Raw genomic sequence first — 20,548 nt, 5'->3', positions numbered from 1 at the left:
CGGAGCCCTGACCACCTTCTCGATCGCCAACGACGTCGCGAAGTACTTCGCGATCATCCCCGCGATGTTCGCCGTGGTCCATCCCGGCCTGGACAGGCTCAACATCATGCGACTGCACAGCCCGACCTCGGCGATCGCCTCGGCGATCGTCTTCAACGCGCTGATCATCATCGCCCTGATCCCGCTGGCGCTGCGCGGCGTGCGCTACCGGCCGTCCTCCGCAGCGACACTGCTCAGCCGCAACATCTGGATGTACGGGCTCGGCGGGCTGGTACTGCCCTTCGTGGGCATCAAGCTGCTCGATCTCTGCATTCAGTTCATCCCCGGACTGCGCTGACAGGCGGCCCGACGAGAGAAGAAGGCGATCCCAGGGTGCGCACCCACCTTCCCCCCGTACTCCAGCACCATCTGACCGCCCTGCGGATACTGCTGGTCTTCACCGTGATCACCGGCATCGCCTATCCGCTGCTCGTCACCGGAATCTCCCAGGCCGGTCTCTCCCACCAGGCCAACGGCTCCCTGCTGACGACGAACGGCACGCCGGTGGCCTCCAGCCTCATCGGCCAGAACTTCTCCCTGCCGAAGAACGGGACGGAGACGCCGCGCCCCGACCCCAAGTGGTTCCAGCCCCGCCCGTCCGCCGGCGGCTACGACCCCACGATCTCCGGTGCCTCCAACCTGGGCCCGAACAACACCGACCTGATCAGGACCGTCGAGGACCGCCGCGCCGCCGTCGCCGCCTTCGACGGCGTCCGGCCCGCGTCCGTCCCCGCGGACGCCGTCACCGCCAGCGGCTCCGGACTCGACCCGGCGATCTCCCCGGCATACGCCTACGAACAGGTGGACCGCGTCGCGAAGGCCCGCCACCTCGCCCCCACCGAGGTCAGGACACTGGTCGCCCGACACGTCCAGGGCCGTGTTCTGGGATTTCTGGGGCAGGAGCGCGTCAATGTCGTCGAGCTCAACCACGACCTGTCCAGGCTGACGTGACCGGAATGCGGGAGCGGCTCACGAGGAACCGGTCCCACTGCACCCGCTCCTCCGGTTCGCGACGGAGGACGACAGGGCGGGCGCCTCCCGCACCCCGGAGACTCGCCGCACGCCGTGGACGCACGCGGACGGTACGCGCAGACCCCGCCCCTGGCTACGTATCCGCCACCGGACGTCAAGAAGCCGACAGAAATCCCCCGGGCTGCTCGCGATGACAGGCGATCCACAGGATTGTTGAACGGTGACCACCGATTGGTTCCCCGACCGCAGGATGCGCCGGAACGTACGCGCACTCGGTACGGCCGGTCTGACCGTCATCGCCGTCGGCGCTGTGCTCGAAGCCCAGTGGCTCCTCGGCATCGGCGTATGGGCGCTGATCATCGCCATGCTGATCGATCTCGTCTACCGGCCCTGACCACATACCGCATCGTCCTGCCGTGCAGGTCGCGCGGGCGGCGGTCCGGGCGGTACGACGGCGATGTGGGCGAGGGGCCGGTGGGACGCGCTGTGGTGCGCCGGGGCAGGGGTGTTGTGTTCTGTTCCGCTATCTTTCGTTGCGGGGTTTCGAGGCGGGTGAATTCCTGAGCTTCGTGGCCCACTGAGCGCGCCGGCCGCGCCGGCCGCGCCGGCCGCGCCGGACCGACTGTGCGGCGCGGCCAGGCGGGCCGGACTGAGCACCGCGTATCCGTCCGTACCTCTTGGAGCGCATTCAGCAGCGCACCCATCGGCGTCCCCGGCGACTTGACGGTCTGCAGGAGCTTCGGAGCCGAGCTCATGCGAGACGGCTACCGCGGGCTGAGGTCGGTGGACCGCTCGGCCGGGCCGTCCAGGAGCCGGAACCGCAGGCGGCAGATGACCGCGTTCGTCTCGTGTCGGACAGCGTGGGCGACCACCGCACCACGCTGGTTCTGCAGCAGCCGCTGCCACAGATGGGCCGGTTCGACTTCGGGGATGAGCACGGTGATCCGGATGCCCGGATCGGCGGACGCCGTCTTCCGTACGTACGCGGCGACCGGGCGGCCGACCGTGCGACGGTCGGAGGTGATCCGCACCAGGGGGACACCGGGATTCCACAGCGCCCAGTCCCGTTCCAGCGCCTCGGTCTGCTCGCGGTCCTCGGGGTCCGGGTGGCAGACCGTCACCGCGTGGACCTCGTCGCCCAGGGACGCGGCCGCGGTGAGGGCCTCGCTGGTGAGCCGGGTGAGGGACGAGACCGGAACCACGATCAGCGAACGGTCGCGGTGCGGGGGCTCCGGAACGCGGCCGACGCCCAACCGTTCGCCGATCCTGGTGTAGGCGCGGTGGACGGACTCGAAGCCGGCCACCAGCAGGGGCAGGGTGATGACGATCAGCCAGGCGCCGTCGTGGAACTTGGTGGCCGTGACGACGATCGCGCTGACGCCTGTCAGGAGCGCGCCCAAACCGTTCAGCAGAGCCTTGCCTCCCCACGTGCTGCCGCGGACGGCGCGCCAGTGGATGACCATGCCTGTCTGGGCGATGGTGAAGCCGACGAACACGCCGATCGCGAACAGCGGGACGAGGGTGTTGGTGTCGCCCCCGGAGAAGACCAGGAGCGTGGCGGACACGGCCGCGAGCGTGAGCACCCCGTGGCGGTGGACCTGCCGGTCGGCCTTGAGCCCGAAGACATGCGGCAGGTAATTGTCCCGGGCCAGCAGCTTGAGCAGCACCGGCAGACCGCCGAACGACGTGTTCGCGGACAGGGCCAGTAGCACCATCGTGGCGAACTGCACGACGTAGAAGGCGAGATTGTGCCCGAAGGACGCGTCTGCGAGCTGCGCCAGTACGGTCACGCCTTCGACCGGCTGCAACCCGAACCGGGAGATCAGCACGGACAGGCCGATCAGCATCAGGCCGAGAAGTGCGCCGAGCGCCACCTCGGCCCGCTGTGCGCGGCGGGCGGCCGGGGCACGGAACGACGGCACGGCGTTGGCAATGGCCTCGACGCCGGTGAGCGCCGAGCAGCCCGAGGCGAAGGCCTTGAGGAGGAGCAACGCACCGACTGAGGTGGCGTCGGCGCCGAGTACGGACGCATGACCGGCGGCCGCTTCCGTGCTCAGCGGGGCGTCACGGAACAGGCCGACCACGATGAGAACGAAGATCGCTCCGACGAACACCGTGGTCGGCACGATGAACGCACGCGCCGAGTCCACGATCCCACGCAGATTCACGGCGGTGATCACGATCAGCACCGCGAGGCACAGCCACAGGCGATTGCCGTACAGCTCCGGGAACGCGGAGGTCAGCGCGGCCACACCCGCGGTCACGGCGACGGCCACGTTCAGGACGTAGTCCAGAACCAGGGACGCAGCGGCGACCAGGCTGGTGCGGCGGCCCAGATGCGTCCTGGCGACCGCGTAACTCCCTCCGCCGTCCGGGAACGCCGCGATGACCTGCCGGTACGAGGCAACGAGTACCGCCAGCAGCAGGGCGATCGCCACGGTGACGGGGAGCGTGAAACCGAGCCCGTATCCACCCGCGGCCGCCAGGACAAGGACGATGGCCTCCGGCCCGTACGCCACCGAAGCCATCGCGTCGAGTGACAGGGCGGCCAGCCCCGTAACGGTCGTGAGCCTATGGCGGGCCCCTTCGTCAGGGGGTGCCTCCGCGCTCGGCGCTGCGCTGGACTCTGAGCTGAGAACGGACATGGGGTTGGAGCTCCTCCGTACACGGGTTCGCTCAGAATGCGCCTGTTCCCGGCCGGTCGGATCGGGCGCTGACACGTTCTTGGCACCAGGTGCCGGTCTCTTCCCGAGTTCTTGACGGCGCTGGTCAGGACGGCGTGGAAGCTGCCGGTCCGTCGCCAGGCCGTGGTGACGGACCGGCGACCGATGTCGATCCGGTCGGCGTCCAGGCTGATCAGCCGCTGCCGGTGGTCCGGCGCGGGCGAGGACTACCGGGACGCCCCACCCGTGGACGGGTCGGTGACCAGACGGAAGAGGTCGCGCGTCGGGTGCACGTCGACCGGGATGCCCGTCCCGACTTCGACGGTCTCCTCCCCGGCGACGAGGTGGCTCGTGGTGAACGGCGGCCGGCCCGGCACGGTGACCAGCATCCGGACCCTGGTGCAGCGCTCGTCCTCGCCGCACCACACGCGCTGTGCGGACGTGACCTCGCCCGTGACGCGCACGCCGGCCGTGTCCAGGTCGCGCCATACGCGCTGGTCCCGCACGGTGCCGACGATGGCCAGGACCAGGACGACCACGGTGAGAGGGGTCCAGACGAGGCCGGTCACGACGACGCCCATCCTGTCGTCGTCGGGGACGTACCCGCCGATACCGGCCAGCAGGATCAGGGGACCGGCACACACGACCAGGAGCCCGAGCCCGGTCCAGATCGGCTGCTCGAAAAAGCCGGCGGACGATTCACCGGACCTTCGGCCTCGGATATTCCACCGCTCGTCACCGTGTGGCCCGCCCACCGCCGCGAAGGGCGTCCGAAGTATTTCGCAAGCGTCCTGACACGGGCGGAGCCTAACGGACCTGATGCAGTCGCCGCAGGGGAACCGCGAGTCGGCGGTGGTCGATGAGGCTGGTAGCGACAGCCGTGAACCGCTCTGTGCCGGCCGGGGCGCGCACGTATCGACTCGGCCCTCTGCCGGTCGTGTCCGTGTGGCTACGGAGCAACCGCGACGCCGCGGCGCATCCACGACGTGCCGCTGCCCGGGGACAGCGGACGGCTTCTGCTGCGGCAGTGGGCCCTGGACGTCATCCGTCAGCATCGATGTGCCTGGCGGCGGCGCACCGTAACCGGTCCGCCGCCCCGTGGGGGACCTGTCTGCGGAGGTGTCTCTCGATCACATCACTTCTTGCGCCGCGTGGTTCGCTCGGTGTCGGACACCGAACGGATGAAGGCGATCGTGCGCGCACGCATGCCTTCACGGCGCGCGGTGATGATCTCGTCGACCGGGGGATCGAAGGGCTGGCGGACCGGTTTGGAATGCAGCTTCACCGCGCAGTCGAGATCCGTGCACAGGAGCAGGCCCAGTGTGTTCAGGCGTTCGCGCTTGTCGCGTGAGGAGAGTCGTGCGGTGAACAGTGACACCTCGTGGAACCGGCGGGCGAAGCGGCACAGGTCGCACATCATCGCGCGCGATGCGTGTGCCGCGTCGTTCGGTGCCTGCCGCAGCAGCACTCCGAGCGCCTGGTCGTCGGCCTCGGTGACGAGGTAGGCGCGTTTCGGGGCGCGCATGTCCCGCCACCCGAGGTAGTCGATCCGGTGCCACGGGGCGTCGTCGAACCAGGCCGGCAGCCGGACCTTCTTCTCGGCCGGGTCCAGGTTCACGATCGAGGCGCGTACCTCGTCTCGGGTCATGGGGCGCATGGCTACTCCTTACGGCTTGCACCTGGGTGCAAGGTGTGTCGAGTCAGGTCTGGGGTGATCCGGTGCGTCGAGGCGTCGGCACGCCTGCTCACTGTGTGTCGCGGGTGAGCGCGGCCCGCCGGGCGCAGCACGGATCGATCGCGTCAGGCGTCGGCGTCTTGTGATGCGACAACGCGAGATGCGCGGGTCACAGGGCGAGCAGCGTGCGCTGGGCGGCGATGCTGATGTCCCGCAGTGGTTTGAGCGCGAGACGGACCAGCGTCAGTGCGTTGTCGTCGCCGGCGATGCGGTTGGCGCTGAGCTCACCGCAGGACAGGCACTGGTGGATGATCAACCATTCGCCGTCGGGCCTGACCGACATGCTCAGTGCTTCCATCCGGCCGCGGCAGCCCGCGGCCCGGTCGCCGGGGATCCGGCGGTCGACGTGCAGGCTGGCCAGGCAGTTCGGGCAGTGGTTGCGGTGTGTGGTGCCGGGCGCGTCCCGGGACACGTCCAGTCGGCAGCCCACGCACCGGAAATCGTGTCCGCGGTGCCCTTGCCGGCTGTGGAGGACGTCCTTGTGGCGCTGCGGGCGCCGTGCGGCCTGCGCACGGCGGCGGGGGTTGTTCACTCGTCTCGGCATGGCCGGTCGTCTCCTTCCGCTTCAGAGGTCGCCGAAGGCTTCGAGCGGGAAGGGAGGTTGGGCCAGTGGCCGCACGGCCATGCGCATCAGGACGAGCTGGTTGTCGTCGGCTCGGACGGGGTTGGAGGTCAGCTCGTCGCAGCGCACGCAACGGTGGATGACCATCCAGTCGCCGGTGCGCAGCACGGCGACGGCGATCGGCGACATTCGGCTCTGGCAGTCGCTTCGGCCGCCCTCGACGTGGTCGAGAACGTGCTGGGAGTGCAGGCACGACGGGCAGTGATTTCGCTGCGTGCCGCCGCCGACGGCGTCGGACACGGTCAGGCCGCACCAGACGCAGGTGAAAGTGCCGGTCAGGCCGGCGTGAGTGCTTGAGCGAGATCTGTTGGTGCTGGACACCCGGGGTGCTCCTTGCTGAGAAGTCTGTAAGGACAGCAAGAGCAGGCCGAGCGGCCTCGACGAAGACGCCCACCCCGTACGCAGCGGCAGGGATGCCGACACGGGGTGTGGGCTGGATCAGTGCACCGGAAAAATCACGTCCGGTCACCGTCCGCGAGGGACGGTATCAAGGAAACGGACGGCTAGGCGGTGCAGCGAGGCGCGCTCGGCGCGGGCCGGAACATCAAACTCTTTTCCAGGGCGAAGAAGCCCAAGGCAGACCGAAAGAACTCCGCAACGGTAACAACAGCTCCCAGGAGGGTGCCAACGATTTTCGGGCACTGCGTCACTGCCGTGAGCAGCGACGGCGTCTCGTGCCCCAGCCGGGCTTCTTCATCGGCAGAGCTCGCGGTCGACCAGAGTGTGGCCGCGGAAGGTGGTGTGGGCGGCGAAGACCCGATCCGGCCACCCTCGGTACGGCCTGCGGTGCCGGAAACTGGTGCTGGACCCCGGCGGAGGTGGTGCCCTTCTTCACGAAGCCGGTGTCGCACAGCCCGCCCCGGAGACGAACCAGTAGCTCCACTCGCCCACCCAGTCCGGGTGGGGGCGGTCCTCACGGTCGTACCAGAAGGGGGCCATGGCCTGCCCGATCGCCTGCTTCAGCCCGTCGGGGCCGACGGGCGGCAGGCAGACGGTGATGCGCTGTTTGCCCACGGTGTCCCCTCCTGTGGTGCGGTACGTGCTGGGTGCACGGCCGGACGGCGCGTGGTGCGGTGCGCGCCCCGCCTTGGCAGGCCGCGCCGGTCGGATGGCCGACGGGGGCCCGCAGGAGACGAGCGGGCTCGTCCGCCGCCGTGGCAGCGGGAGGGGCGCGGGGTTCTTGTCACCGAGGTTCTGTCCCGTGGTGTTCCCGCCCAGCATCACGTAACCGCCCTTGGCCGCACGCGGTGGCGTGGTCCCACCGGCGTCGCAGCCACCGGCCACGCGCCTGCCGTTGCCACTACAAGCAGCGCGGCCACACGTTCGTGGGGCGGCCCGGCAAAGACCGCCCCAGTGGAGGAGGGCTCTCACCGAGGCGATCTGTCCGGGCATCGGACAGGCCGTGCTCCACGTGCGGTTTGCACCTGATCAGACGGACCGCCGGGCAAGGGTGGGCCGCGCGGCGCCGGCAGCCGGTGCGGAACCGGATCAGCCCCAGAACTCCCGCAGGGCGGCGTTGACGGCGGCGGGCTCCTGGGTGTGCGGGTAGTAACCGGGCACCCGCAGGAGGCGGCCCCCGAGGGAGTCCGTGAGGGACTCGGCCACGGCCATGAGGGGGAGCCCCACGTGCTCGCGGTACATGGCCGGCGCGTGCTCCCAGGTACCGCAGATCACCAGAATCGGCAGGGCGGCGTCCCGGACCACCTCCAGCGGGATCTCCGCCTCCCAGATGGGCCGCTCCCTCATGGATGTGGCAACGGCACGGAGCCGGCGCGACGTGGGCTCGGGCACGGCCATCCCCAACCCCTCGGTGGACGCACGCAGATACTGCTCCGGCGTGACGCCGTCCGGGATGCCCGGGGCACCGTCGCGCACCCGGTCGAGGAGGTCGGCGACGACTGGATGGTGCGCGGCGGCGGTGAAGGCGGAGGGCTGGATGAGGGCAAGGGAGCGGACGAGGTCGGGTCGGCGCGCGGCGGCGATGAGCGCGGCGACGGCGCCGTTCCCGTGCGCCACGAGGTGGGCGCCGCCGAGTCCTACGGAGGAGGCCCCGTCGCCGAGAACCTCCACGATGTCCTCGGCGTCGACGTCGAAGTCGCTGCGCGCGGTGTCCGGGCTGTCGCCGTAGCCCCGGCGATCCACCAGGAGGAGCCGCCGGCTGTCCGCGAGGGGCCGCTGCCCGGCAAACCCGTACATGGAGTCACTGCCCCAAGTGAAGATGTTGTGGATGAAGAGGGCGGGGGCAGCAGTGGCCGCCGGGGCCCCCGAAGCTGTCGTGGCCCGGCCTCCTCCGACCCGATCGCGGTCGTCCCAGACGGTCACGTGCACGGCTGCCATGGGTCATCCTCCCGAAGCCGAGGAACATCAACTCCCATGAGAGTAGACCCCGATCCACGGCTGGAGCATTCCGGGCAAGGCATGGCAGCGGACCACGTACCCGATCGAGTGCCCGACCCGGAAACCGGAGAACTCATCCCGGACGCCGAAGTCGCCGGGATACCCGCCTGCACCGTGCTCGCCGGCCAATTGTTCCCGGCCCGGCGCTACCACCCGTTGTTCGCCAAGGGCTCGCGGAGAATCAACGTGTCGCTTCGCTTGATTCGGCTCTCGACCGCCGCCTCCACCGCTGCGGAGTCATCTCTGTCAACGGCCCAAGCCACCGCCTCAAGAGCCGACTTGCCGCGATCGAGTGAGAGCGGGACGACGCAGCCTGAGCTTGCTTCGCGCGGTCCCTGTCAGACCCCACGTCTAGACTTCGGCGAGATGGGGCCGGTTCCGAGGCCGCCAGCACGGGAGAACGGCAGCCTCCCTGGTCTGCGCGGGGGTGGTTTCGGCCCAACCGGCGTCCAGGCATGTCGAGGGCCACAAGCGCAGCCTGCCAGCCCGGCCCCATCTCAGCCGATCGCCTGTACTGTCCTTCGCCCCAGGACCGGTGCAAACGACTCCGTACTCCGCGGAGCACTTGCCTCGCCGTTGCCGCACTTCTGATCCGGCTCCGCTGCTGACCCAGGCCATGCCCTATCCGAACTCGGCGGTGACCACCATGGGCCTGTCGGCATCGGCCTCTGCGAGAAGGACTCCGCCCGGGGCCCACAACGCAGAGCGACCACAGCCAGTCCATGCGCCCGCCGGACCGACATGGTTGGCCACGACGACATGCAGATCGAAGTCCTTGGCGATGCCCGGATACACCGTCGCCAGCTCTTTTACGCCGCCGCCCGTGCCATACAGCGAGCCGGCCAGATGCACGTCACACCCATCGGCGGCGCCACGGGAGACCAACTCGGTGAAGTGGTTGTCGAAGCACGTGGCCAGAGCGAAACGAAGCCCTCCGAGCTCAAATCGCCCGTCGTGCTTCCCTGCTGTGAATACGTCCTGCTCGTGCTCGAACAGATACTGTTTGCGATACGTAGTGATCAGTTCGCCGTCGGCCCCGAAGACCAGCGTCCCGATGGCAGGCCGCTCCTCGTCGGTCATCACAGCACAGTTGACGACGCTGGCGACACCACCCGCCCGGATCGCGTCCAGCCGCACGTCGTCCGCCTGCATCCAAAGATCACGACGGGCGCGTACGGCTTCGAGCTCGTACCCGGTCAGCGCCAGCTCGGGAAACACCACGACCTCGGCGCCCTGCCCACGTGCCTCGGCGATCAGAGCAGCCATGTGCTCCACGTTCGCAGACACGTCGGCAGGAACACAGGTGAACTGGGCGGCCGCGATCTTCATGGAACCCAGGATGCCAGGCCGCCACCGCCCGGGGCCGCCGGCCGCCACACGATCGAGGAGTCAGGCTTGCCCTGACGTCCGCCGCCCCTTGTAGTTGATCTTCATCGTGTCCATGTCCGTCACCGTGGACCGCAGTGCGCCATGGCCGTATCCCCGCTCGCCCAGATAGGTCTCCGCGCGGTCCTCGGCGATCGCACCCGCCATCTCCTCGCCATCGTCGGCGTCGGAGACGACCACGTATCGGAAGCTGAAGTGCTTGAGCACACGGTCGTACGCGAGCGAGCCCTCCTCGGTGAACTCCATCGCGCTCAGGCCGTGCGCGTCCACCTCGGACAGCAGCCGGGCGCGGGCGCCATCTGTCAGACCGTCCCAGGTGCCGCGCACGATCACTCGGTAGGTGTGCTGCGTGCTCATCGTGTTCCGCTCCGTGTTCCGTCCGTGCGTGCCGCATCGGACACCACTCGTGAAATTCCGGGGCCAAGGCTACGGCGGTGCGGACCCGGCGCACCCGGATTTTTCGGCGCCTTCGTGGTCTTTGCCGAAGTCTGACGGCGACGGCCCTGGCCCGGGCGTTGTCCAGCGTGTTCCATGGTCATCGGGGACGCCCGGACCTGCGGCGGCCCGTGCGAGGGAGTGAGGTTGTTTTGGCCACGACCGTACGACGTGCCGTACTGACTCTGCCCGCCGCGCCGCTGGGCCCGGAGAATCCGCTGCCCGCGCTGCGGCCGCTCGACGAGATGCATGTGATCGAGGAACGCGACCGGGCCGCACTGCCGCGTGACATGGCACGCCAGATCGGCTACCGGCCACTGACCACCGTGCTGCCGGTGCGCGTCCTCGACGGCTACGGGCGCGAGCGCACCCCCGCCGGACTCGACGCGATCGTCATCGAGAACGACCGGCTGCGGGCCACCGTCCTGCCCGGGCTCGGCGGCCGCATCCACTCCCTCCACCACAAACCGACCGGCCGCGAACTCCTCTACCACAACCCCGTTCTGCAACCCGCCGACTTCGCGCTCAACGGGGCCTGGTTCTCCGGCGGCATCGAGTGGAACATCGGCGCCACCGGCCACACCACACTGTCCTGCGCCCCGCTCCACGCGGCCCGCGTTCCCGCGCCCGACGGGGGCGAGATGGTCCGTCTGTGGGAGTGGGAGCGGCTGCGCGACCTGCCGTTCCAGGTCGACCTGTGGCTGCCCGAGGACTCCGACTTCCTGCACGTCGGCGTGCGGATCCGCAACCCGCACGAGCACACCGCGCCCGTGTACTGGTGGTCCAACATCGCAGTGCCCGAGGGCGAACGCACCCGCGTCCTGGCCCCCGCGGACGAGGCCTGGCACTTCGGGTACGAACGGACCCTGACCCGGGTCCCGGTCCCCGTGTCCGGCTCCGTCGACCGTACGTACCCGCTGCACGGCGACTACCCCGCCGACTACTTCTACGAGGTGCCCGACGGAGCCCGCCGCTGGATAGCCTCGCTCGACGGGGACGGCCACGGGCTCGTCCAGACCTCGACCGATCTGCTGCGCGGCCGCAAGCTGTTCCTCTGGGGCGGGGGCGCGGGCGGGCGGCGCTGGCAGGAGTGGCTCACCGAGCCCGGCACCGTCGGGTACGCCGAGATCCAGGCCGGACTCGCCCGCACCCAGCTGGAGCACGTCCCCCTCGAACCGGGTGCCGAGTTCAGCTGGCTGGAGTCGTACGGACCGCTGTCCGCCGACCCCCTCGCCGTGCACGGCGAGGACTGGGCGGCGGCCCGGGCCGAGGCCGAGCAACGGCTCGCCGAGGCGCTGCCGCGCACCGAGGTCGAGGCCGCCTACGCCGCGTGGCGGCCCTGCGCCGACACCGAACCCGGTGAGTCGCTCGCCACCGGCTCGGGCTGGGGCGCGCTGGAGGTCCGGCGGGGCAAGTACGAGCTTCCCGGTACCCCGTTCGCCGACTCCACCCTCGGTGAACAGCAGCGGCCCTGGCTGGAGTTGCTCGACCAGGGCACCTTCCCCGAACCGCTCCGGGCCGCCCCGCCCGGCCCCTCACTGGTCTCTCCGCACTGGCGCGACATGCTGGAGACGGCTTCCGCCGAACCCCTCACCGAGTACCACCTCGGCGTCGCCCAGTGGCATGCCGGTGACCGCGCCCAGGCGGTCCGCAGCTGGGAGCGTGGACTGGGGCCCGCCCCGTCCCGCTGGCCGCTGCTGCGCTGTCTCGCCGTCGCCGCCGAGGAGGGCAGTCAGCGGGACCGGGCCGCAGACCTCTACGCCGAGGCCTTCGAGGACCTGTGCGCGGAACGCCGCGACGACGGCGAGGCATGGACGGCGGCCACGGCCGCGCTGGGCCGGGAGGCGATGGAGGCGCTGCTGACGGCCGGGCGCCCCGCGGCGGTCCGCGCCGTATGGGCCGCCCTGCCTCCGGCGGTCCGGCAGCGAGGCCGCTTCCGCCTCCTGGAGGCCCGACTGCTGATCGCCGAGGGCGACCGGGCCGGCGCCCGGGCCGTCTTCGACGAGGGCTTCGAGGTCGCGGACCTGCGCGAGGGTGCGGAGATCCTGGACGAGGTATGGGCCCGGCTCACGGACGAGCCGCTGCCCGACAGGTACAACTACCGCATGCGCCCCAGGAGTTGATGGGCCCACGCCGATGTCCTCCCGGCCCTGATCCGCCGGACGGGCCCTCGCCCGCCGCTCCGGCCCTCACGGGCCGGACGGCAGGCTCCGGTCGACGTACTCGAAGACCGAGCCGTCCGGGTGCACGGCGATCAGATTGCGGCCGACCGGCGTCGGCACCGGGCCCGCCAGGATCCGGGCACCGACGCGGGTGAGGGCGGCATGCGCGTCGTCGACGTCCTTGACCGCGATCGTCGCCGTCACCTTGCGCAGGATCTCCAGCTCCGACTCCGGGCCGCTCATCAGCAGGAAGCAACTGATCGCGGCGACCGAGACCCCGCCGCGCTCGAAACGGAGCGCGGAACTGCCCGTGAGGTCCTCGTAGAAGGCCACCGCGGCCTCCAGGTCGTCGACGCAGATGCGGAGCGTGGTTCCCAGAATATCCATGTACGCAAGGGTAGTTGGCGGCGCATCGGCGTGTGATCGGTTCGGGGGGAGGGGCGGCGCGCTCAGGCCCGGCAGAGCACCTCGCCGTGGGGGACCATGAACCAGGCGTCGTCCCGCGCGGCCCAGTCGCGCCAGGCGGCTGCGATCTCCGCCAGTTCCTCGCCGCTCGCACGGCCGCCGGTGACGGCCATCTCGGCGTACGCCGAGCCGACCGTGCGGTCCGCCCACATGCCGCCCCACCACGCCCTGCTCTCCGGGGTGGCGAAACACCAGTTGGCGGCGGTCGGGGTGATGTCGGTGAAGCCGGCCCGGCGGGCCCAGGAGAGCAGCCGGCGGCCCGCGTCCGGCTCGCCGCCGTTGGCGCGGGCGACCCGGCGGTACAGGTCCAGCCAGTCGTCCAGGCCGGGAACCTGCGGGTACCAGGCCATCGCCGCGTAGTCGCTGTCGCGGGCCGCGACGACACCGCCGGGGCGGCAGACGCGCCGCATCTCGCGCAGCGCCTGCACCGGGTCGCCCACGTGCTGGAGCACCTGGTGGGCGTGGACGACGTCGAAGGAGTCGTCGGGAAAGTCCAGCGCGTGCACATCGGCGACGGCGAACTCGACGTTGTCCAGACCGCGTTCGGCCGCGACCCCGGCGGCCCGGGACAGGATCTCCTCGGTGGTGTCGACGGCGGTCACCCGGCCGGGAGCGACCAGAGCGGCCAGATCCGCGGTGATGGTGCCCGGCCCGCAGCCGACGTCCAGAACGGTCAGGCCGGGGCGGAGTTCGTCGATCAGATAGGCCGCGGAGTTGGCCGCGGTGCGCCAGCGGTGCGAGCGCAGCACCGACTCGTGGTGGCCGTGGGTGTAGACGGCGGTCTCCTTCGGCATGGCCGTGGATCCTTCCTCGGGGCGCGCAGCCCGAACGCGGGCCGCGCGAAGGGGTGATCGTCAGTGACACCGTACGCACCCATGTCGAATGTTGAGATATGCGTCTTGCCATGTGGACGACAGTGATCGGCGGCCGGTGGCCGGTGGCCGGTGCGCGGAAGGGCGGCCCGGTCGATCGGCATGCGGAAGGGCGGCCGACTCGGCGTCGGCCGCCCCTGGTTCGCTCCGCTCGTCCGGGCGTGGCTGATCCCCGGGCGCTTCGTCACACCGGCATGGGGCAGTACACCGTCAGCGCCTCCGGAAGCTTGTCGATCAGCAACTCGCCCTGGCCGTAGGCGACCTCGCCGTCGAACGCGTAGGGAGTGCCGGGTGCCAGGCCGGTGATCCGCACCCGGTGGCGCCGTTGTGCCGCGTGGACGGGGGAGCGGGTGAGCGGACCCGCCACGGCCGCGGCGAGCAGGCGCAGCCCCGGCGCACGGCCGCCGTGCACCACCCGGACATCCAGCAGGCCGTCCGCGAGGTTGTGCCGCCGGCCCGGCGCCGGACCCACGCGCTGGAACATCCCATTGCCCACGAACAGCAGCCACAGTGGGCGGCGCCGCCCCTCCAGCTCCGCCTCCAGCGGACGATCCCCGCGCAGCACCTTCCAGGCCGCGAGCACGCCCGCCGGCCAGCCTCCGACCTTGGGGGCCCAGCGCTCACGGGCCCGTACCAATTCGGGATAGACGCCCATGCTGAAGGCGTTGAGGAAGTAGCCGTGGGCGCCGCCGGGCCCCTCGGGACCGGGCCGGAAGCGGCCGAGGTCGACCCGGACCGCATCGCCGGCGAGCAGCGCCGTACAGGTGTCGTCCACGGTCTCGATGCCCAGATCGTAGGCGAAGTGATTCAGTGTCCCGCCCGGAAACACCGCCAGCGGCACGCCGTGCACGGCGGCGACGGCCGCGGCCCGGTTGACCGTGCCGTCCCCGCCGCACACCCCCAGGGCCCTGCCCCGGCCCGCCGCCTTCTCCAGTTCGGCGGAGAGCTCGTCGGGGGCGCACTCCACCACCTCGGCATCCGGCAGCGCACTCCGCACCAGCGAGGCCGTCGCCGTCGCGGTGCCCGACTCCTGGTTGACCACGACCACCAGGTCCGTGCCGGTCGGCAGCGCGGGCGCGTGAGCCGGAGGGCGGCCGGGTGCCGGCAACTGTCCACGGGTCGGCACGACACCGCGCAGTGCCAGCGCGGCGCCCACACCGAGCACCGCACCGGCCAGCACATCACCCGGATAGTGGACTCCGGTATAGACGCGGGATGCGGCGACGGACAGGGCGAGCGGCGCCACGACGGCTCCCCAGCCCTTCGACTCGAGGGCGACGCCCGTGGCGAACGCAGCGGCCGACGCGGCGTGCCCGGAGGGGAAGGACGTGGTGAACGGCTGACGCCCGAGCCGCCGCACCACCGGCACGGCGTCCAGCAGCGGGCGCTGTCTGCGTACCGCGCTCTTGCCGAGGACGTTGGTCACGGCCGAAGCCACGCCCAGCGAGGCGATCCCGCGCAGGGCGGCCCGCCGTGCCCGCGCACTGCCGCCCAGCGCCGCCAGCCCGGCCGCGGCGCCCAGCCACAGGAGTCCGTGATCGGCGCTGCGGCTCAGTCGTGGCAGTACCGGCCCGGCGCCCGGCCAGTTCCGGTGGGCCAGGCCCCGGAACACGGCGAGATCGCGGCGGTGCAGCACATCGCGGAGCGCGGTGGACGACGGGACGGTGAACGGGATACGCGAGGCCGAGAACGGTGCAGACATGGGACAGCGCCTACCCCGCCCGGCCGCGCCGAACCAGGAGGCGCGCCGCGCGGTCGGACCGAACGCGCGGGAGCTCGCGCAGATCGGTCCGTGCGCCGCCCGTCGACGTCCTCGCTGATGTCGGCCGGCGGACCGGGTCGCTCGGCCGACGGTCCCGACCACCCCCTCCGGGCCCCCGGCATCGCACGGCCGCTGTGCCGATGTCATGGCCACATGTCTAGGCTGAGTCCGCGATTCCGGTGATCCGCCGGACCGAGGAACACGAGAGGGAGCCGGTGGACCTCGCGGCCGAGGGTGCCGATGGGCTCTCCGGCCGGCTCGGACACCACGAGGGGCAAGACATTGAGCGGCACAGGCCTGGACGTGGCCGTACCCGAACAGGCCGAACTCGGCGAGGGCCCCACCTGGGACCCGGCCGCCGGCCGGCTGATCTGGGTCGACATCGTCTCCGCGCGGGTGCACACCTACGATCCGGTGAGCGGTCGCCGCACGGTGATGGCGACCGAACAGCACGTCGGTGCGGCCAAGCCGCGCGCCGGTGGCGGGCTCGTGGTCAATCTGCGCGACGGCATCGGCCTGTACGACCCCGACGGCGCCTTCCGCTGGCTCGTCCACGACCCGGTGCCCGGACGGCGCGGCAACGACGCGGCGGTCGCGCCGGACGGGGCGCTGTGGGCGGGCACCATGCGCTACGACGGCGCGGCGGACGGAGGCGGTCTCGACCGCATCGCGGCCGACGGGGCGGTGACCCCGGTGCTGCCCGTCGCGGCGTGCGCCAACGGCATCGGGTGGAGCCCGGACCGGCGGCTGATGTACTTCATCGACACGCCCACGCGCCGTATCGATGTCTTCGACTCCGACGGCGAGCACGCCGTGAACCGGCGCCCGTTCGCCACCGTGGAGGAGGGGGCGGGATTCCCCGACGGGCTGACGGTCGATGCCGAGGGGGCCGTCTGGGTCGCCCTGTGGGACGGCGCGGCGGTGCGCCGGTACACGTCCGACGGAGCCCTGGACCGGATCGTCGCGCTGCCGGTGCGGCGCCCGACCGCCTGCGCCTTCGGCGGGGCCGGCCTGCGCGACCTCTACATCTCGTCGGCCCGGACCGGGCTCGCCGCCCCGCACCCGCTCTCCGGTTCGCTGCTGGTGCTGCCGGACGCGGGGCGTGGAATGCCCCAGGCGGCCTTCGCGGGCTGACCCCGCCTCACCCGTCGCCCCGTCGGCGGGCGCGGTCGGCCGAACCCTCGTATAAAGGGCCCTGAGTGCGAAACGGTGCGACAGGGTGACGGGGCGGCGGCGAAGGAGGCCCGGATGGCGCGGCAGCGGACCGAGCGGACCGGACGGGGCTCCGTACGTGAGGACCGGGGCCCCGTCCGGTACGGGCCGCCCGCCCCCGACGCCGGTCTGCCCGTGCTGCCCGAGCTGGCCGAGGTGCTCGCCTCGGCCGCGGGCCGCGGCGAACCCGAACCGACCGGTGGTGGCGACACCCTGCGCGAGGCCGCGACCGCCTACTGGGAGCGGCGCGGACTGCACGGAGGCCCGGAGCACGTCGCCGCGGCCCCGGGCGCCTCGCCGCTGCTGCTCGCACTGATCGCCGCGCACGGCGGCGACGTGCTCATGCCGCGCCCCTGCACCGCCACCTGGATCCCGCAGGCCCGGCTGCTCGGCAGACCCGCCTACCATGTGCCGACCCCGGCCGAGTGCGGTGGTGTCCCCGATCCGTACGCGCTCCTGGAGACCGTGCGAAGGGTGCGCGCCGAGGGCGGCAGGCCCCGGCTGCTGCTGATCTCCGTCGTCGACGACCCGACCGCCACCGTCGCCCCGCCGGAGCTGGTGCGCGAGGCCTGCGAGGCGGCGGTCGCCGAGGGGCTGCACGTCATCAGCGACGAGACCTGGCGCGACACCCTGCACCGGCCGCACGACACGGTCCTGCTCAGCCCGGCCGAGATGTGCCCCGACGATGTCACGGTCGTCTGCGATCTCGCCGGGGCGCTGACCCCGTCCGCCTGGCCGGTCGCGGTCGCCCGGTTCCCGGACACCGCACGGGCGGCGGCGCGTCACGCCCGTACGCTCGACATCCTCACCGCGCTCGGGGCACTCGTCGCGGGGCCCGTCGCCCGGGCCGCCGCCCACGCGCTGCGCGAACCGGACGCCGTGACGGAGCGGGTCCGACGGGCCGCCGCGCTCCAGGCGCGGGTCGCCGCCGCGGCCCACCGCGCGGTCCTGGCGTCGGGCGCGCTGGCCAGGCCCCCGCAGGCGGGCCGCCACCTCTACGCCGATCTCGGCCCGCTCAGATCCCGGCTGGCGAGCCGGGGCGTCACGGACTCGCTGGAGCTGGAGGAGTACCTGACGGAACGTCTGGGCGCCCCGACGCCGGGCGGGCACCGGTTCGGCGACGAACTGGGGGCGCTGCGGGTACGGCTGGGCACCGGGACGCTGCTCGGCTCGACCCCCGAGCAGCAACTGGAGTCCCTCACCGCTGTGGAGCCCCTGGAATTGCCGCATGTGGCCGAAGCGCTGAGCATTTTCGGAACGGCACTCGACGAACTCCGATGAGGAACTGCGAGACGGGAGTCTCTCGATGACGGAACAGACCGAGCGCTCCCGTACCGGGACCGCGCAGCCGCCCCGCGCGGTCCGCGGCCGGATCGTCGGACCGCGTCCGCTCGGCGAGATCCGGGACTGGCCCAGGAGCTTCGCCGACCGGCTCACCGCGCCGCTCCCGGGTGTCATGGGCATGTCCCGGCTGGCCCGTGAGCACGCCCTGCGGCCCAACGCGGAGGGACTGCGCGGAATCCACAAGCTCCCCTACGCCCCCGAACCCCTCCCGGCCGTCCCCGCGGGCAGCACCTGTGTCACCTGGGCCGGGCACGCCAGCTGGATCATCCGCACCGGCGGGCTGACCGTCCTCACCGACCCCGTCTGGTCCCGGCGCATCCTCGGGACCCCGGCCAGGATCACCCCGGTCGGCGTCCGCTGGGAGGAACTGCCGCCCGTGGACGCCGTCGTCATCAGCCACAACCACTACGACCACCTCGACGCGCCCACCCTGCGCAGACTGCCCAGGGACACCCCGCTCTTCGTTCCCGCCGGGCTCGGCCGCTGGTGCCGCCGTCGCCGCTTCACCTGTGTCACCGAACTCGACTGGTGGGAATCGGCCGAGCTCGACGGGGTCCGCTTCGACTTCGTACCGGCCCACCACTGGTCCAGGCGCACCCTCACCGACACCTGCCGCTCCCTGTGGGGCGGCTGGATCATCGGCACTCCCGGCCCCGACGCGCAGCGGATCCACTTCGCCGGGGACACCGGGTACGGGCACTGGTTCGGCGAGATCGGCAGCCGGTACCCCGGCATCGACCTGACCCTCCTGCCGATCGGGGCGTACGAACCGCGCTGGTGGCTCAGCGATGTGCACACCGACCCCGAGGAGGCCGTGCAGGCGTACGAGGATCTCGGCGCCCGCGCGATGGCGCCGATGCACTGGGCCGCCTTCCTGCTCTCCGCGGAACCCGTACTCGAACCGCTGACCCGGCTGCGCACCGCCTGGCAACGGGCCGGGCACCCCCGGGCACAGCTCTGGGACCTGCCGATCGGCGCCTCACGCGTACTGGAGCCGGCGCCCCGCACGATCAGTGGCTGAACCGCGCCCGCGTCTTCCGCCACATCGCGGGCGCCGCGCTGATCAGCACCGTCAGACCCACCGCCGCGACCACCCCCTGCCACGGCTCGGGGAAGAGCGAACCGCCCAGGATGCCGATCAGCTGGTACGTCGCAGCCCACGCCAGACATGCCGGCACATCGCCACGGGCGAACCGGCCCAGCGGCATCCGGCCCAGCAGACAGGCCAGCATCACCGGAATCCGCCCCGCGGGCACCAGCCGGGACAGCACCAGCACCACCGCACCGTGCTCGTCCAGCTTCCGCTGCGCCTGTGCCAGCCGCTCCGGAGCGGCCCGGTCGCGGATCGCCCGCAGCCACTTCGAACCGTTCCTCGACCGCACCCCCCGCCGGCCGAGCCAGTACAGACAGATGTCGCCGAGGAACGCCGCCGCCGAGGCCACCGCGAAGACGATCAGCAGCGCGAACGGCGACGACTGATGCAGCGCCACCACGGCGGCCGAACTGACCAGCGCGCCCGTCGGCACCACCGGCACCAGTGCGCCCAGCGCCACCAGCAGGAACAAGGACGGATAGCCGACCGCCTGCTGCGTCGACTCCGGGGGCAGCTGCCCCACGACCTGCGGGATCACCTGGCGGCCTCCGGCCGCACATGCTCACCGTGGGACAGCCGGTGCACGGCCACCTCCGGCGCCAGCAGCGCCGCCTTGCGGACGAACTCGTCACCCGGCGAGTGGAACTCGTGCGGCCTGACCCCGTCCAGGCCGATCGGCCAGTACGTGCCGTAGTGCACCGGCACCGCGGACCGGGGCGCCAGCCGGGCCAGCGCCTGTGCCGCCCGGCCCGCGTCGAGGTGACTGCGGCCCAGATACGGGCCCCAGCCGCCCACCGGCAACAGCGCCACGTCCACCGGACCGACCGCCTGCGCCATCTCGTCGAAGAGCCCCGTGTCACCGGCGAAGTACGTCCGCGCCTCGCCCTCGACCACGAAGCCGAGCGCGGGGGAGCGGTGCGGACCCACCGGCAGCCGCCTGCCGTCGTGCATGGCCGGAACCACCCGTACCCGCACCTCGCCGACCCGTACCTCGTCGCCCGGGGCCACCTCGGTGATCCGCAGCCCGCGCACCGAGCGCAGCAGCCGCAGCCCCGGCACGGCGCGCACCGCACCCACCGGCACGATCAGCCGACTGCCGGGGGCGAGCCTGGACAGGGACGGCAGATGCAGATGGTCGGAGTGCAGATGCGAGACGAGCACGACATCGGCGACCGCCGCCTCGGCACCGGGCAGCTCACCGCGCCGGCGGCGCAGATGTGCGAAGCGCCGCACGAACAGCGGATCGGTCAGCACCCGCACCCCGGAGTCCTCGATGGTGCAGGTGGCATGACCCCACCAGGTGACTTCCACCGGCACGCGACGCCTCCTCGTTCCCGGGCTCCTCGGTTCCGGCCCCGCCATCGAGCCTAAGCGCTGGGCCGGGGCGGG

The 20,548-nt window shown here is 71.8% G+C and carries 20 protein-coding genes and 2 pseudogenes; 7 read left to right on the top strand and 15 right to left on the bottom strand.

The window, feature by feature from the left end:
• The 3 genes and pseudogenes from ACWCPY_RS31400 to ACWCPY_RS31390 form a co-directional block, all read left to right on the top strand.
• Positions 1-337, top strand: a pseudogene (locus ACWCPY_RS31400) (potassium-transporting ATPase subunit B); the annotation flags it as partial.
• Between the two features lie 35 nt (positions 338-372).
• A complete protein-coding gene (gene kdpC / locus ACWCPY_RS31395) occupies positions 373-990 on the top strand; it encodes a potassium-transporting ATPase subunit KdpC (protein WP_451270647.1) in 618 nt (205 codons plus the stop codon).
• A 241-nt stretch (positions 991-1,231) separates the two neighbouring features.
• Entirely contained in the window at positions 1,232-1,405 is a 174-nt protein-coding gene (locus ACWCPY_RS31390) for a hypothetical protein (protein WP_451270645.1), read from the top strand.
• 370 nt (positions 1,406-1,775) lie between these two features.
• Here ACWCPY_RS31390 and ACWCPY_RS31385 read toward each other — a convergent pair whose 3' ends face one another.
• From ACWCPY_RS31385 to ACWCPY_RS31340, 10 genes and pseudogenes are all read right to left on the bottom strand, one after another.
• The gene (locus ACWCPY_RS31385; RefSeq protein WP_451270643.1) at positions 1,776-3,656 is read right to left on the bottom strand and encodes an APC family permease; all 1,881 of its coding nucleotides are present in this window, start codon (positions 3,654-3,656) and stop codon (positions 1,776-1,778) included.
• Between the two features lie 245 nt (positions 3,657-3,901).
• Positions 3,902-4,318, bottom strand: coding sequence for a hypothetical protein (locus ACWCPY_RS31380; RefSeq protein ID WP_451270641.1), 417 nt, complete (start codon positions 4,316-4,318; stop codon positions 3,902-3,904).
• A 491-nt stretch (positions 4,319-4,809) separates the two neighbouring features.
• A complete protein-coding gene (locus ACWCPY_RS31375) occupies positions 4,810-5,322 on the bottom strand; it encodes an FBP domain-containing protein (protein WP_451270639.1) in 513 nt (170 codons plus the stop codon).
• A 196-nt stretch (positions 5,323-5,518) separates the two neighbouring features.
• Positions 5,519-5,953 (bottom strand): RNHCP domain-containing protein, encoded by a 435-nt coding sequence (locus tag ACWCPY_RS31370; RefSeq protein WP_451270637.1) that lies wholly within the window; start codon positions 5,951-5,953, stop codon positions 5,519-5,521.
• A 21-nt stretch (positions 5,954-5,974) separates the two neighbouring features.
• On the bottom strand, positions 5,975-6,352 hold the full coding sequence (locus ACWCPY_RS31365; protein WP_451270635.1) for an RNHCP domain-containing protein: 378 nt from the start codon (positions 6,350-6,352) through the stop codon (positions 5,975-5,977).
• Positions 6,353-6,733: 381 nt separating this feature from the next.
• Positions 6,734-6,878 (bottom strand): annotated as a pseudogene (locus ACWCPY_RS31360) (IS701 family transposase); the annotation flags it as partial.
• A complete protein-coding gene (locus ACWCPY_RS31355) occupies positions 6,863-7,045 on the bottom strand; it encodes a hypothetical protein (protein WP_451270633.1) in 183 nt (60 codons plus the stop codon). The gene ACWCPY_RS31355 and the pseudogene ACWCPY_RS31360, both read right to left, overlap by 16 nt.
• 474 nt (positions 7,046-7,519) lie before the next feature.
• Positions 7,520-8,368, bottom strand: coding sequence for an alpha/beta fold hydrolase (locus ACWCPY_RS31350; RefSeq protein ID WP_451270631.1), 849 nt, complete (start codon positions 8,366-8,368; stop codon positions 7,520-7,522).
• Between the two features lie 681 nt (positions 8,369-9,049).
• Positions 9,050-9,757, bottom strand: a complete 708-nt coding sequence (locus ACWCPY_RS31345; RefSeq protein ID WP_451270629.1) for a carbon-nitrogen hydrolase family protein — start codon at positions 9,755-9,757, stop codon at positions 9,050-9,052.
• A 60-nt stretch (positions 9,758-9,817) separates the two neighbouring features.
• Positions 9,818-10,171 (bottom strand): DUF6204 family protein, encoded by a 354-nt coding sequence (locus ACWCPY_RS31340; RefSeq protein WP_451270627.1) that lies wholly within the window; start codon positions 10,169-10,171, stop codon positions 9,818-9,820.
• Between the two features lie 230 nt (positions 10,172-10,401).
• Between ACWCPY_RS31340 and ACWCPY_RS31335 the strand changes: the two genes are divergently transcribed.
• Positions 10,402-12,372 carry a DUF5107 domain-containing protein gene (locus ACWCPY_RS31335; protein ID WP_451270625.1) on the top strand — a complete coding sequence of 657 codons (1,971 nt, stop codon included), beginning with the start codon at positions 10,402-10,404 and terminating at the stop codon, positions 12,370-12,372.
• Between the two features lie 66 nt (positions 12,373-12,438).
• On the opposite strand, the gene ACWCPY_RS31330 is transcribed toward ACWCPY_RS31335, so the two are convergent.
• The 3 genes from ACWCPY_RS31330 to ACWCPY_RS31320 all read right to left on the bottom strand — a co-directional run bounded on the left by ACWCPY_RS31330 (position 12,439) and on the right by ACWCPY_RS31320 (position 15,450).
• Complete coding sequence (locus tag ACWCPY_RS31330) at positions 12,439-12,798, bottom strand: VOC family protein (RefSeq protein WP_451270623.1); 360 nt, start codon at positions 12,796-12,798, stop codon at positions 12,439-12,441.
• 62 nt (positions 12,799-12,860) lie between these two features.
• Complete coding sequence (locus ACWCPY_RS31325; protein WP_451270621.1) at positions 12,861-13,670, bottom strand: class I SAM-dependent methyltransferase; 810 nt, start codon at positions 13,668-13,670, stop codon at positions 12,861-12,863.
• 262 nt (positions 13,671-13,932) lie between these two features.
• Positions 13,933-15,450 carry a phosphatase PAP2 family protein gene (locus ACWCPY_RS31320; protein WP_451270617.1) on the bottom strand — a complete coding sequence of 506 codons (1,518 nt, stop codon included), beginning with the start codon at positions 15,448-15,450 and terminating at the stop codon, positions 13,933-13,935.
• Between the two features lie 342 nt (positions 15,451-15,792).
• On the opposite strand from ACWCPY_RS31320, the gene ACWCPY_RS31315 reads away from it, so the two are divergent.
• The 3 genes from ACWCPY_RS31315 to ACWCPY_RS31305 all read left to right on the top strand — a co-directional run bounded on the left by ACWCPY_RS31315 (position 15,793) and on the right by ACWCPY_RS31305 (position 19,087).
• Positions 15,793-16,644, top strand: a complete 852-nt coding sequence (locus tag ACWCPY_RS31315) for an SMP-30/gluconolactonase/LRE family protein (RefSeq protein ID WP_451270615.1) — start codon at positions 15,793-15,795, stop codon at positions 16,642-16,644.
• A gap of 114 nt (positions 16,645-16,758) precedes the next feature.
• Positions 16,759-18,003, top strand: coding sequence for an aminotransferase class I/II-fold pyridoxal phosphate-dependent enzyme (locus ACWCPY_RS31310; protein ID WP_451270613.1), 1,245 nt, complete (start codon positions 16,759-16,761; stop codon positions 18,001-18,003).
• A gap of 25 nt (positions 18,004-18,028) precedes the next feature.
• Positions 18,029-19,087: an MBL fold metallo-hydrolase gene (locus tag ACWCPY_RS31305; RefSeq protein ID WP_451270611.1), complete on the top strand. Its 1,059-nt coding sequence runs from the start codon at positions 18,029-18,031 to the stop codon at positions 19,085-19,087.
• Here the strand turns inward: ACWCPY_RS31305 and ACWCPY_RS31300 are convergent.
• Together ACWCPY_RS31300 and ACWCPY_RS31295 are read right to left on the bottom strand one after the other, a co-directional pair.
• Complete coding sequence (locus ACWCPY_RS31300) at positions 19,077-19,697, bottom strand: DedA family protein (protein ID WP_451270609.1); 621 nt, start codon at positions 19,695-19,697, stop codon at positions 19,077-19,079. The two genes, ACWCPY_RS31305 and ACWCPY_RS31300, sit on opposite strands and share 11 nt — an antisense overlap.
• The gene (locus ACWCPY_RS31295; protein WP_451270607.1) at positions 19,694-20,476 is read right to left on the bottom strand and encodes an MBL fold metallo-hydrolase; all 783 of its coding nucleotides are present in this window, start codon (positions 20,474-20,476) and stop codon (positions 19,694-19,696) included. The genes ACWCPY_RS31300 and ACWCPY_RS31295 overlap by 4 nt, the downstream gene beginning before the upstream one ends.
• Between the last annotated feature and the right edge of the window lie 72 nt (positions 20,477-20,548).

It is taken from the genome of Streptomyces sp. NPDC002403, assembly GCF_053593015.1.
This window is presented reverse-complemented; position numbering and strand designations above follow the sequence as displayed.